Source organism: Pedobacter frigoris (assembly GCF_032678645.1).
Lineage (GTDB): Bacteria > Bacteroidota > Bacteroidia > Sphingobacteriales > Sphingobacteriaceae > Pedobacter > Pedobacter frigoris_A.
This window is the reverse complement of record NZ_JAVTSP010000004.1, coordinates 441,922-454,969: the sequence shown is the minus strand read 5'-3', so window position 1 is coordinate 454,969 and position 13,048 is coordinate 441,922. Positions and strand designations below refer to the sequence as shown.

At 40.0% G+C, this 13,048-nt stretch carries 11 protein-coding genes; 5 read left to right on the top strand and 6 right to left on the bottom strand.

Annotated elements, in window-relative coordinates:
• Positions 1–103: 103 nt before the first annotated feature.
• Positions 104–1,069, bottom strand: coding sequence for an isopenicillin N synthase family dioxygenase (locus R2Q78_RS15385; protein ID WP_316793436.1), 966 nt, complete (start codon positions 1,067–1,069; stop codon positions 104–106).
• 187 nt (positions 1,070–1,256) lie between these two features.
• On the opposite strand from R2Q78_RS15385, the gene msrA reads away from it, so the two are divergent.
• Together msrA and R2Q78_RS15375 are read left to right on the top strand one after the other, a co-directional pair.
• Positions 1,257–1,856 carry a peptide-methionine (S)-S-oxide reductase MsrA gene (msrA, locus tag R2Q78_RS15380; RefSeq protein WP_316793434.1) on the top strand — a complete coding sequence of 200 codons (600 nt, stop codon included), beginning with the start codon at positions 1,257–1,259 and terminating at the stop codon, positions 1,854–1,856.
• A 43-nt stretch (positions 1,857–1,899) separates the two neighbouring features.
• Complete coding sequence (locus tag R2Q78_RS15375; protein WP_316793432.1) at positions 1,900–2,376, top strand: copper resistance protein NlpE; 477 nt, start codon at positions 1,900–1,902, stop codon at positions 2,374–2,376.
• A 48-nt stretch (positions 2,377–2,424) separates the two neighbouring features.
• Here the strand turns inward: R2Q78_RS15375 and R2Q78_RS15370 are convergent, their stop codons facing one another.
• Positions 2,425–3,411 (bottom strand): outer membrane beta-barrel protein, encoded by a 987-nt coding sequence (locus tag R2Q78_RS15370; protein ID WP_316793430.1) that lies wholly within the window; start codon positions 3,409–3,411, stop codon positions 2,425–2,427.
• Between the two features lie 230 nt (positions 3,412–3,641).
• Here R2Q78_RS15370 and R2Q78_RS15365 point away from each other — a divergent pair, with 230 nt between their 5' ends.
• A complete protein-coding gene (locus R2Q78_RS15365; RefSeq protein WP_316793428.1) occupies positions 3,642–4,274 on the top strand; it encodes an NAD(P)H-dependent oxidoreductase in 633 nt (210 codons plus the stop codon).
• 131 nt (positions 4,275–4,405) lie between these two features.
• Positions 4,406–7,129, top strand: coding sequence for a carboxypeptidase regulatory-like domain-containing protein (locus R2Q78_RS15360; RefSeq protein WP_316793426.1), 2,724 nt, complete (start codon positions 4,406–4,408; stop codon positions 7,127–7,129).
• A gap of 43 nt (positions 7,130–7,172) precedes the next feature.
• Here the strand turns inward: R2Q78_RS15360 and R2Q78_RS15355 are convergent, their stop codons facing one another.
• Together R2Q78_RS15355 and R2Q78_RS15350 are read right to left on the bottom strand one after the other, a co-directional pair.
• Positions 7,173–8,717 (bottom strand): PspC domain-containing protein, encoded by a 1,545-nt coding sequence (locus R2Q78_RS15355; RefSeq protein WP_316793425.1) that lies wholly within the window; start codon positions 8,715–8,717, stop codon positions 7,173–7,175.
• A gap of 3 nt (positions 8,718–8,720) precedes the next feature.
• A complete protein-coding gene (locus R2Q78_RS15350) occupies positions 8,721–9,074 on the bottom strand; it encodes a PadR family transcriptional regulator (protein WP_316793424.1) in 354 nt (117 codons plus the stop codon).
• Between the two features lie 290 nt (positions 9,075–9,364).
• Between R2Q78_RS15350 and R2Q78_RS15345 the strand changes: the two genes are divergently transcribed.
• Positions 9,365–9,523, top strand: a complete 159-nt coding sequence (locus R2Q78_RS15345; protein WP_316793422.1) for a hypothetical protein — start codon at positions 9,365–9,367, stop codon at positions 9,521–9,523.
• 1 nt (position 9,524) lies between these two features.
• On the opposite strand, the gene R2Q78_RS15340 is transcribed toward R2Q78_RS15345, so the two are convergent.
• Positions 9,525–10,667 (bottom strand): putative sensor domain DACNV-containing protein, encoded by a 1,143-nt coding sequence (locus R2Q78_RS15340; RefSeq protein WP_316793420.1) that lies wholly within the window; start codon positions 10,665–10,667, stop codon positions 9,525–9,527.
• Positions 10,668–10,690: 23 nt separating this feature from the next.
• Entirely contained in the window at positions 10,691–12,964 is a 2,274-nt protein-coding gene (locus tag R2Q78_RS15335; protein ID WP_316793566.1) for a TonB-dependent receptor, read from the bottom strand.
• Positions 12,965–13,048 lie beyond the last annotated feature (84 nt).

The following is a 13,048-nucleotide window of genomic DNA, read 5'->3' as shown; positions in this document are numbered from 1 at the left end:
TAACGAGCCCAGCAACACCCCAGAGGCAACGCAGAAGAAGCGCAGTTGCAGCGCAGCAAAAGCCTACGCATACCTAAAGGAAGGCATAGACATTTCATTTTCCTTACATTTTTTTAAGTCCGATCTCTCTCAATCTTTCATCAAGATATTCACCAGCCGTCATGTCAGTATACAATTTTGGATGTTCAGCATCAATACATGACGCTAAGCATGTCAAGTCCATATCACTCCGTGGATGTAAAAAGAATGGAACAGAAAAACGTGAAGTTTTCATCAGTTCACGCGGAGGATTTACAACTCTATGTGTAGTAGATTTCAATTTATTATTGGTCAGCCTTTGCAGCATATCACCAACATTTACTACAATATCCGTATGCCCCGCTTTGATTGGCAACCATTCATTACTTCGGGTAAGCACTTCCAGTCCATCAGCACTTGCACCAATCAACAGCGTGATCAGGTTAATGTCCTCATGAGCTCCGGCTCGCACGGCATCATCAGGCAAAGAATCAGGATCCTGAATAGGAAAATAGTGAATCCCCCTTAATATAGAATTGCCATTGTGTACGTGCTGATCAAAATAATCAACAGGAAGATCAAGATAAGCAGCAATTGCCCTCAGCAAATGCTTTCCATTAGCTTCCAAACGCTGATAAATCTCTCTCGTCACTTCATTAAACTCCGGGATTTCTTCCAAAAATTCATTGTCCGGATATTGGCTTTTAATTGGGTCACCGTCCATTACCTCTTGGCCAATCTGCCAAAACTCTTTTAGATCGGCCGTTTTAGCTCCTTTAGCTGTCTCCTTACCGGGACTTGTGTATCCGCGTTGTCCGGCAAGTTCAACCTTCTCATATTTTTTCTTTTGATCCGGTGACAAGTTAAATACAGCTTGTATATTCTTATAAAGTTTATCAATCAGTTCCTGACTTACACCATGATTGGTTATGGTCACAAAGCCGGAATCATTGAATGCACGCCCAAGTTCTTCAGAGAACTTTTTACGTTGTTCATCATCTCCGTTGATGTATGAACCCAAATCTAAACTAGGGATATATGGTGTCGCCATTTGATGTATTTTTATGATTAATATGTTAAATCTAAGGAATTATCAGTCAATTGTAAAGTTAGATCGGCAATCATTTTTCAACAAACTATATGCCCGCCCGTTACGTAATTTTACGAAAGGATTGTGCTCCACGTCATCCTGACGAGTGTACCTTTTTAGGTAATCCGGTAACTTAAGCAATAGAATCATGAAATATATTTCAATTATGGCCCTTATATTATTATCGCTCAACAGTGCTGATGCACAATCAAAAAAATTAGAAAAAGCAACCTTTGGTATGGGCTGTTTCTGGTGTTCTGAAGCAATTTTTGAACGCCTGAATGGTGTTACGAAGGTTAGATCCGGTTTTGAGGGCGGAAATGTAGACAATCCTTCCTATGAAGACGTATGTACCGGCACTACCGGTCACGCTGAAGTTATTGAAGTTACCTATGACCCTTCGAAAATAAAGTACGAGGAGTTACTCGAAGTATTCTGGAAAAGCCATGATCCAACCACACTTAACCGTCAGGGTGCAGATGTAGGTACACAATACCGTTCAGTTGTCTTTTACAATAGCGATGAACAAAAGCAACTTGCAGAAGCGTACAAAAAAGAGTTGAATGACACCAAGGCATTTGACAAACCTGTGGTTACACAAATTGATAAATCGTCGACTTTTTATGTTGCCGACAGTTACCACCAGGATTATTTCAATAAGAATGGCGATCAGCCGTATTGCCGTCTGGTAATTCTACCTAAAATGGAAAAGCTGGAGAAGGTATTTAAAGCAAAATTGAAACATTAAAATCAGGCACTATTTGTGTGGGTAGTCGATACCTAAAAATACAATGATGAAAAAACAAATTTTGGCGCTCGCACTGACATCTGTAGCTTTATGGAGCTGCAACGTAGAGACAAAAACGGGCACAGTAAACATAGATACGGTATCATCTATTGAATCAGATACCATTCAGGAAGACTCTACGCTAATCGCAGATGACCACAATGCTCAAAATTCTATCGACTGGGCCGGCTCCTACAAGGGAACAACCCCTTGTGCAGATTGCGAGGGAATAGAAACAGAAATCACATTAAATGATGATGCTACCTATGTCATAAAAGCAAAGTACCTTGGAAAAGACGCTAAAGTTTTTCAGGAAAACGGAAGTTTTAGCTGGGACAAAACTGGCTCTGTAATTGTTTTAAATGATGTTAAGGACCGCCCTTCAAAATTCTTTGTAGGTGAGAATACCTTAACTCAGCTTGATATAGATGGAAAGAAAATTACCGGGGCATTGGCAGACAAGTATGTTCTTAGAAAGTAAAAGGAAAATCAAATAAAAAAGGGGTTGTCAATGACAACCCCTTTTTTGTTAAATACTGATTTTGACACCAACATTGAGGCCCAGACCTCCAATATTAATATATGACCTTAAATCATCAGATGGTTTTGAGGGATCATAATTTGCCTGGCCTTTTACATTCATTGAACTGGTTATTGTCTTATGATAGTTTACCTCCTTATCGCCTGTTGGCTGATCTCCAAGTATGAGTGTTTTGGAACCAGCCGGAGTGTTGGTCGCATTGACTACCACTGTAGCTGTTCCATCGTATTTTCTTAATTCTTTATCTTTTCCGCCGACAGAGATATTTCTGTATTCCAGTTCAGAAAACAGACTTACCCCATTCCCGATTTTGTAGTCGAATCCTAATGCACTTTGGAAACCGATAGTAGCCCTTGGATTGATTCGCTCTTCTCTGGCTAACACCAGTGTAGTTCTTGTTCCCGGAGGAGATACTGTGCCCTGAGACGCAGCAATCTGACCGGTCTGGTCATTGACCGCAGTATTAATTTCCAGATAGCCGCCAACCGGAACGATTACACCAATCTTGCTATAAGGCTGAAATTTGCCGCTACTTGGCAAACGAAATACCAATGCTGGCGCCACGTCGAAAGCCTTAACCTGGCCAACCGCATGCAAGCTAAGGGCGGTTGTTCCATTATTTATCACCGTTTGTTTTAGCATATCCTGCTTTTCACTGGAAAAATAATTCAGTCCGACCTCTAAGCCTATCACGTTATTGAACTGGTAGCCCCCAACTAAGCCTGCTCTGAAACCCTGACCAAATGAGCCGGTCAATGCAGTTTCAGAAGTGGAGGTGGTGGCAGTTGCCCCAGTTCCGGTTATGGTCGTAGTTTTATCCCTGGCAAGCTGGCCATTTATAGCCGGGAATTCAACAGGTGTTACTTTCATGAAATAACTCCCGGTAGGTTTAATGTAGAAGCCTTTCTCTTGTGCTAGGGTCGTCAAAGAAGCAGCGGCTAATAAAGCTGTAGATAGAATTAATTTGTTTTTCATAGTCATTTAATTTAGCGACACACATCCTATGCATGCATAATAGTTAACGCTAAACCCGCTGAAATAGTTTGTCATATTTTGTTATCATTTAAAAGTCATAAGCAATAAAAGTCCTTTACGGTATAAATTAACATGTTTACATTTGCTAACAGTGTTATTTTTTATTCAAATCAAAGAAGAAATACACTGTTAATGAATGAATTAAGATATTAAAAATAATAATTACTCATATGAGCGTAATAGAAGCTTTGAACTGGCGGTATGCCACAAAAAAAATGAATGGAGAAACTGTTTCTCAGGATAAAGTTGATCAGATTTTAGCGGCGGCGCGCCTTGCTCCTACTTCTTCTGGCTTACAGCCCTTCAAAATTATCGTGGTTACAAACCCTGAATTGAAAGAAAAAATTAAGGCTGTCTCATTTGGACAGTCGCAGATCACAGACTGCTCCCACCTATTGATTTTTGCTGCCTGGGATAACTATACGGAAGAACGTATTAAGGGTGTATTTTCACGTACGAATGCAGAACGTGGTGTTCCTGATTCAGCAACTGCCGATTATGTTAACACAATTATTGGTATGTATACTGCAAAAACTGCTGAAGAAAATTTCCATCATGCCGCTAAACAAGCATATATAGCATTTGGAGTAGCGTTGACAGAAGCTGCGTTATTGAAGGTTGATGCTACGCCAATGGAAGGATTTAACCCGGCAGATCTTGATGAACTTCTGGGATTAAGAGCTCAGGGTTTACGCAGTACTACATTATTGCCTTTAGGATATAGAGATAGTGCCGGCGACTGGTTGGTAAATCTTAAAAAAGTCCGCACCCCGGTAAATGACTTTGTAATCGAATTCAAATAAACATCGGATCTGATTAGATTCTGAAGAGGATGCTTTTGCGTCCTCTTTTTTTATGCCTTGGCATTTGTAAAAAAATGTTAAAGATGCGTTACAATTGACCGACTACACCCATAAATGAATATATTAGCGATATGAGATTTTCAAACTTCATCATAGCTTTTTTATTACTTTCAATTGCGACTCAGATCTCTGCTTTTGGACAGCAGCAGGATAGTGTAATTCTGGACAATATCCTCAATAAAAGTAAAAAACTGGCGGAAGAACATCCAATAGAGAAGGTTTATTTGCATTTTGACAAGCCTTATTACAGTGTAGCAGATACAATCTGGTTCAAAGCTTACCTTACAATGGAGCAAAACCTACCTTCTCTGCTGAGTAAAATTGTATATGTAGATGTACTGAATAGTAAGGACTCTTTGGTACAAAGCATCAAAATCCCTGTCGTAAAAGGAATGGCAACCGGCAGTATACCTTTGAATCAGGGGACTTATTTACAAGGCAATTATTACATCAAAGCATATACGCTTTGGATGATAAACTTTGGAGAAGCTTACTATTTTAGCAAGACCGTGCCAATTGGAGAGGCTATAGATAAACAATTGAATACCCACTTTAGCTTCAAAACAAGCCAAACGGATAAAAACCAGACGATAGATGCCGTGGTTCAGTTCAGAAACAGGGACAATGTGGTTCAGACCAACAAAACGGTCAACTGGAGAGTGCTTTCCAATTATGATGAAGTTACCCGGGGAAAAGGAACAACTGACCAGAATGGATTCCTGAGGATAAAAATTGATTCCAAAAAAAATGAAGCAATCACCAACGGGGAACTGATTACCGAATTGGCATTGGCAGAAAATGATGTTGTAACATCATCGTTTAAGATAAAACCTCCTCAAGGAGCACATGATATCCAGTTCTTTCCAGAAGGTGGTGAAATCATCAGTGGTGTTGCTTCCAGAATAGGGTTTAAGGCGGTTAATCCCTCCGGATTAGGAATAGATTTAAAGGGAACAATTGTTGACAACACTGGGGCCGTCCTCAATACTTTTGAATCCTCTCATTTGGGCATGGGTTCATTTTATCTAACTGCAGATGACACTAAAAGTTACAAAGTAAATATCACTTTTAAAGATGGTTCTGTAAAGAGTTTTGACCTGCCAAAAGCATTGCCTTCAGGTATTACCCTGCAAATTGGGAATACTGATCCCGCGGCAATTAATTTGAAGATGATTGCCAATGATCCTTATTTTGCCGCTAATAAAAACAAGACCTTGTTTATCATAGGTTCGAATGGAGGTGTTATTTATTATGCAGCTAAAACCAAATTGAGCACCCAGCTGACCACGACCAAAATTCCAAGAGATAAATTTCCAACAGGGATTACTCAGATTACCTTATTTTCTGAAACTGGTGATCCTATTAGTGAACGACTCACCTTTAATCCTTCAGCCAATAATGTAAGCGTTACGTTAAAGACAGACCTTCCTGCATATAAACCAAAGCAAAAAGTGAAATTAACCGTCACTGCAAAAACTGCAACAGCACCGGTAGAAGGCGATTATTCTATTTCTGTTACGGATGCGCAAAAAGTACCTGTTGATGAAGATAATGAAATCACCATTTTAAGCTCACTCTTATTAACCTCCGAGCTAAAAGGATATATCGAAAAACCCAATTATTATTTCAACAAACCAAGTGAAAAAAAGACAGCTGACCTGGACGTATTGATGCTGACCCAGGGCTTCCGTCGCTTTAATTACAAGGACATTATGGCCGGAAAGCTTCCTGTAATTTCTATTTTACCCGAGCAGGATATGAGTCTTAGCGGGACTTTAAGAGACCGCACCGGTATGCCGGTAAGAAAGGGTGCGCTAAGATTAACTGTGACCGGATCAAGGTATGCAGCTGAGACATTGACAAGCCCAAGTGGAAAGTTCGTTTTCCAGAATCTAACAATTCCTGATTCATCAGAGGTTGTAATCAACGCAAAATATAGCGCAAATGGATCTAATCTGATGATTGTAATGGATCCGCAAAATGCAGCTCCACTGACTAGAGGCATGTCAACCCCCGACGAAATCGTTAATATCGACAGTGCACTGGCGCCATACCTCAATAACAGTAAAAAGCAATATAATTTCCTGCGGACCCTTAAGGAAGTCAAAATTGAGACAAAAGTAAAAAGACCGAGTCATTCCGACCATTCGGCATTGGCAGGACTAAGTTCTATTTCAGGAACTGTAATTGAAGGAGAAAGATTTAAGGGCTGTAATTCAATAGCGCTTTGTCTGCAAACAATGGCAATGGGGATGACTTACTTTGAAAACAATTTTTATGTAAGTCGTGACTACCAGGCAGGCAGCCGTGTTCCCGTTCAGATTTTCTTAAACGGAACTCCTATAGACTATTTCGGACTTGCAAGCGTTCAACCAACAGAAGTAGAATCTGTAGAAGTATTCCCGAAAGATGAACTGGGTACGGTAAACAGGATGTACAATACCAATGGGGTGTTGGTCATCAATACTAAAAAGCCTGTGAAAGGAACAAAAATTAGTCTTGAAGAATTAAAAAAGATGATGCCTGAAGCAAACATCTTAAAGATAAGACCTAAAGGCTTCAGCAAGCAGAGAGAATTTTATCTGCCCAAATATGTAAACCCTGCGAACACTTATAACTTTAATGACCTGCGTACTACCATCTATTGGAATCCTAATGTTGCAACTACGGCTACAGGGCCACTTACGTTGGAGTATTACAATGCCGATGGAAATGGCGCTTATCGTGCGGTTATTGAAGGCATAGATAAAAATGGAAATGTTTCCAGGTATGTCTATCGATATACGGTTAAATAGTCAACCGGTTAAGAATAAAAAAAGGGGCTTAAGCCCCTTTTTTTTATTCTGGATCATTTTCTTCGTGCTCATATTTACATTTAAAGCCGGCATCTGTCATCACCCACTCCGTAAATCCGCTGTTTGGATCATGATCACAATCCCAATAACGATATCCGGTGAGATATCTTCCAAATTCCTTGCTGATTTTAACATTGGTACCGACTGGTAATTTTATAGTTAGCTCGACCTCCTGCCCACGCCAACTCGCATTTTTAGGAAACCAGAGTACAGGACTAAAATTGAGTACCGCACCCTGCTGGAGAAAACCGTAGTGGATTTGCTGCGCGCTCTTTAAAGCGACTTCAAAAGTTTTACCTCTGGATTTAAAATTCTGAATAAGTACAGTCTTTCCATCCTCACTTTTTTCTATATTCAATCTGATATTCCTTGGCTTGTCAAATTCATTGTCAAGATCCTCAAGAATTGCTCTTCCTCTGTAATTTTGCGCATCAATACTGTACTGAAGACTATCTTCTTTGGTAAAAAATCGCGTCCGATCTATTTGGAGTGTATATTCTTTAAATGGTTGTAATGGAGCGACCTGAGAAAACTCGGCCCCTTCTTTAAATTCAGAGGAAATTTTGGCAACATAAAAGATCCCGGTTACTACACCAACAATCCATATGATCAATAAGCCAAAGGACAGCGTTTTGTTGATTGGCTTACCATTAAAGGCCACCCTTATAGAAAATAAAACCAGGGCCAAAACAGGGACACTGAAAGTGATAAATGTTGCAAAAGTCAGGCTTGACAAATACTCTTCGTTTACCATACTAACAGGGAAATAATGTACCATATCAGAATCCCAGAAGCCTAGAAAAGCAGCCAGGGCAACAATCAGACAGAGTAGAAACATGGAACCAAAAAACACAATAATTGCAGCAATGACCTTAAAAATAACCTTTCCTGTGCTTTCAATAAAATTGCCAAGTACATGAAAAAATTCTCCAATGAAGCCCCGCGACTGACTTACCAATTGATGCCTGCTATTTGCAAACCCTTTAAGGTTTGTCTCTTCGCCCATCATCTCCATTTTCTCAGCTCTTGTTTGAGCCCTTGGAATCATAATCCACAACACCGCATAAGCAATGAAGCCAGAACCCGCTAAGAAAATGCTGAGGAATGCAAAAAGTCTGATCCAGATGACATCTACATTCAAATAGTGACTCAATCCGATACAAACACCAGCTACTACACCCCGGTCAGTATTCCTGTATAATTTTTTAACAGAATTGAAGGCAGGCAGTTCCTGAGGAACCGAATCCTGATTTTCTTCTTCAGAAGTTTCAAAATCTTTAACCGATCCCATCTGACTAATGATAGACCTTACATCCTCAATGTTGACGGCCTGTTTTTGCTGTTCCTGAAGTTTCTCTGCAAACATTTCGGCGATGCGATTTTCAATATCAGTAACGATTTCAAAATCATCGGTGCTTTTTGCAAAATGCTGTTTTACTTCATTCAAATAAACTGTAAGCATTTCATAGGCATCTTCCTCGATATAAATGATAGAATTGCCAATATTTATGTTGAGTGTCTTTTTCATTGATTATGAATTTTTTGGGTTAGTATTGTCGGCAACTTTCTTTGAGGTATTGATCGCATAGGAAAGTTCCTGCCAGGTTGTATCAAGCTGAGTCAATATGGATTTACCCTCAGGAGTAAGTATGTAATACTTTCTGGGAGGACCAGATGTAGATTCTACCCAATTATAACTCAGTAATCCGTTATTCTTCAGGCGGGTTAATAGAGGGTATAGTGTACCCTCCACGACAAGTAACCTCGCCGATTTTAGTTCGGAGATAATATCTGAGGCATATATCTCACCTCTTGATATAATCAGAAGCACACAATATTCTAGTATGCCCTTCCGCATTTGGGTTTGGGTATTTTCTGCTATCATAATACAAAGTTATATGTTTTATATAGTAATATGCAATACATAGTACTATATAAAAGTAAAAACTAAATGTATACTACTGAATATCAGTACAATAATTTTAAGCCGGATGTCTGAAAAAGCATACACAACTCGTCAAAATCAAACCATTTCGACTCAATTGGATCAAAATATATACAGATGAATGAAGAGAAATCAACAGAAAATGAAAGTTATTCACATTTTAACAATTTAGATTCCATTTGGCTTATCGTTTGTGTTAGGCTAATTGCACCTACAAAACACATCTACCTATGTTAATCAAATCACTCACAGTCCTCCAGGCATTTGCAAGGCAAAAAGAAGAGGTGAAGCGAAAAGCGGTTACCAAGACACAATGGATCAATGCCGACAGAGTAGTAATGATTGTAATTTTTTTAAGCGTGATCGTAGGCGCGATCGTATTTTCGTAGACTAGAGCAGCAGCGTATCAATTCTATGTGCTTGCACTCTTTCTTGCAGCACAGACCAGGTATAGATGGTAAAATGGCCGTCCTGTGAGGCAACCAATGCGGTAGCGTCGCGCTGATCGTGAACGAACTGGGCAGCAGACAGGTGTCTTGTTCCTCCTACTTTCGCTGGATGCATGACTATTGCTTCACCTCCTTCAATAGGTTCCGAAAATGAAAGTTCATCAATGTTATCCTTACCCTTAGCTCTTCCTATTTTCGCGCCAAAGGCAAGCAATTCATATTGACTACTAATTATAGTAGCGCCATCAACTGCAGTTAATCCTGCCAAATGCTCAACTTCTCTTTTCAATGCAGTTTGCCAGAAGATCTGGCTCGCCTCTTTCCTGTCCTGTTGTAATAATTTAGACAATCCGGTGAAAGATGGCTGTATGGAATACTGGATGGGTTTTATAATGGACTGTAACCAATTATTTGTTTCATTAGGAACAACGAGCAAGGTACCTCCTCTTCCATGCGCCCTCATAGAGACAGCTATTTGGATCAGCACATTGACAGAATCATTCCAATAGGACAATGCTGTGAGATCCAGGAGGGATAAAAGCATCGGCGGACAGTCAGGTAAGCTAGTACTGTGTCCATCAACCATTTTCACCTGGTCGCCTTTAAGAACCGCTATGTTTGTAAATTTCCCAAAGCCATAAATCCTCCTGTGTTTAATTACAAGAAGCGCAGGCTCCGAAACATCCAGTACAAAACAAAAATTAGGAATACTTACAGTAGTTCCCCAGATGTAAAGTCCGCCATCTTCTTCCCATATTCCTAAATGTATTCCTGCACGTTCTATACCAGGAGCAAGCTTCGTTAATGTACCAGGGTTCAAAGGAAACCTTTGCTTGAAAAGCAGCGGATTACCGGCCTGTTCGGGAGGAAGAAATGCAAGGGATATTTTTGGTGAATGTCCTTCTTCTTTTCTCAAACTAGCCCAGAAAGTGGCATCAATAATGGCTTCAACTATATGCGCAGAAGGTAAGGGGGCCAGATCATCTTCACCTTTATCACGGGCAGCAGCAAGGTGAGCAGCAAATATTGCCTCAACTTTTGGCGCGATGAGCCGTGCTGCCTGATAGGTAGAAGGATAGATCATGCCATAAAGTTAATGTATTGAATTTATTTTATGGTATACCTGACACCAAAAAATCCCCTTATTCCCTGGTTTGGCCCATAGACATAACTTGGATCAAATGTCAGTCCGTAAGGGTTGTCTTTTGTGACCATTACCTGACCATTTTGTTCCAGTTGAACATTCTTATCAAAGGGATCATTAGCCCTGGCAATAATAAAAGGATTCCCCTTATTTGGCGTCCAGTTGAGGAGGTTTTTAACCCCGCCGTACAATTCAAACTTATTGAATCCTGAATAGGTAAACTGAATATTCTGAATACTCCATACGGGCGAAAATTCTTTCCGCGGATCCAGCTTACTTAAAAGAGGAAGTCTCATGCGACTATAAATATTACCGGTATAATCGATAGCGAGCTTTAAAGGTTTCAGTTTATAGGATACTGCCCAGTTTCCTGAGAATTTTTCCGTAAGTATTTGCTGCATTTTAATCCCGTTTTCGTAGGTAGCAACGTCCTGATAAGTAGCCCCAGCGATGACCTTCAGACCATTTTTAAAAGTAAGGTCAAAGTTGGCGCTTAGTCCTTTACTGACCGCATAACCATTCAGGTTATCATAAATGATCTTATTAGGGTCTGTATCAAAATCCCCTATGATACGATTGTTAAAATAGGTGTAAAAGGCAGAGCTTTCTATACCTAAAAATGTTCCGTTATCGGTATAAATTTTCTTTAAGTAATTTAAGTTTACATTATAAGTTTTTTCTGGCTTTAGCTCGTTGGGGATTTCTACTGTCCGCGCACCTGTAAGTGCCGCATGATCCTCTGTAAAGATGTTAACTACTCTAAATCCAGTCCCCGCATTTAAGCGGATGATGTTATTGTCATTAAGGCTCCACTTGTAAGCGAATCTTGGTGTAAAAATATTACCATGTACAGAGTTATAATCATATCTAAATCCTGCAAGGAATTTATGCCGTTCAGCTAATGTGATTTCATCCTGAATGAAGATTCCGGGCAGCCAGGTATTTCGGGCAACACCCTGATTATGCACCGCGGTTGCAGGCGTATTGTCATCGTAAAAAGTGTATCTGAGTGCCGCCCCTACTAATAAATCGTGACTACCTAGTTTCTTGTCCCAGGTCATCTGCGTAAAGCCGATCTTCTGCTCCGCTATGTAAGATGTGGTGCCATACCTGCTATCCTGACTATGGTCGTTATAAGAAAATGCAAGAAACAGTTTTTCGTCAACCGGCAACTGATAATTCCCAATCAATTCCCATCTGCTGGTATAGATGCTTTCTCCGTATACCTGGTTTCCTCCCCTGAAAGATTTGTTCCATTGCATTTCGCCTCCCCAGCGATCTTCATACAGATATCTGGCACCAAGCGTAAAAACCCTTTTGTTCTTCCGTTCAATATTCCATTTTTGAAATACAGAAATACGGTCGGCCAGGGTCACATCGGTGAAGTTATCATGATTATGATCTACGGGATTGCCATATTTAAAATAGTTGATCCCCGTAAGTACAGCTGCTTTTTTACCCGCATTGAGCTTAAAGGCCAGGTCGGCATTATATTCCCCATAGCTCGTTGAAAAAAGATCGGCAGAGATGAATGCAGCATTCTTAGGCTTTTTGGTAATGATATTGATCAACCCTCCTACAGCCTCGCTTCCGTACAAAGAAGATGCCGGTCCTTTAACAATTTCCATTTGCTCCACCAGTGAATTGGGGATGCCCGATAGTCCATATACTGTAGATAAACTACTTACTATAGGCATTCCATCAATCAGGATCATGGTATATGGACCTTCCAAACCATTAATATGTATATCGCCGGTATTGCAAATATTGCAATTCAGCTGAGGTCTCACACCATTCACATTCTGAAGGGCTTCAAAGATATTTGGTGTAGGGTTCTTTTTAAAATAAGCCGCGGTATACACTTCAACCGGGACCGGACTCTCAAGACGCTTGACTTCTTTTAAAGTCCCGGTAATCACCACCTCGTCCAAATCATTCTGTAGGTTACTGAGGTCAAAGTCGAGTTGGTTCTGACCTTCTGCGACTGTGGCAGTCTTAACTAACTTTCTGAAACCTACTGCTGTTACCAGTACCCTATAAGATCCAGGCTTGATACTCTCAAAACTATAATTACCAATTGTATCCGTCTTGCCGGCTATACCGGTATTCTGTAAAGTAACACTTACTGACGACAAGGGTATACCTTCTGACATAATGGTCCCTTTAAGTGAAGAAGTCTGTGCATTTACCAAAATGCATGAAAAAAGGAGAGTAACAGCTAATATAGTTTTAAGCATTTTCATTTGTCTAATTTTAAAAACAACATTGCAAAACTATAAAAGTTAGACTTACCTAACAAATATAATTTGACATTTATTATT

Coding starts and splice junctions, on each gene's coding strand:
- R2Q78_RS15350 (WP_316793424.1), bottom strand. CDS start 9,074: ATGATAGCAGAAAATACCCAAACCCAAATGCGGAAGGGCATACTAGAA.
- R2Q78_RS15355 (WP_316793425.1), bottom strand. CDS start 8,717: ATGAAAAAGACACTCAACATAAATATTGGCAATTCTATCATTTATATC.
- R2Q78_RS15340 (WP_316793420.1), bottom strand. CDS start 10,667: ATGATCTATCCTTCTACCTATCAGGCAGCACGGCTCATCGCGCCAAAA.
- msrA (WP_316793434.1), top strand. CDS start 1,257: ATGAAATATATTTCAATTATGGCCCTTATATTATTATCGCTCAACAGT.
- R2Q78_RS15385 (WP_316793436.1), bottom strand. CDS start 1,069: ATGGCGACACCATATATCCCTAGTTTAGATTTGGGTTCATACATCAAC.
- R2Q78_RS15365 (WP_316793428.1), top strand. CDS start 3,642: ATGAGCGTAATAGAAGCTTTGAACTGGCGGTATGCCACAAAAAAAATG.
- R2Q78_RS15335 (WP_316793566.1), bottom strand. CDS start 12,964: ATGCTTAAAACTATATTAGCTGTTACTCTCCTTTTTTCATGCATTTTG.
- R2Q78_RS15345 (WP_316793422.1), top strand. CDS start 9,365: ATGTTAATCAAATCACTCACAGTCCTCCAGGCATTTGCAAGGCAAAAA.
- R2Q78_RS15375 (WP_316793432.1), top strand. CDS start 1,900: ATGATGAAAAAACAAATTTTGGCGCTCGCACTGACATCTGTAGCTTTA.
- R2Q78_RS15360 (WP_316793426.1), top strand. CDS start 4,406: ATGAGATTTTCAAACTTCATCATAGCTTTTTTATTACTTTCAATTGCG.
- R2Q78_RS15370 (WP_316793430.1), bottom strand. CDS start 3,411: ATGAAAAACAAATTAATTCTATCTACAGCTTTATTAGCCGCTGCTTCT.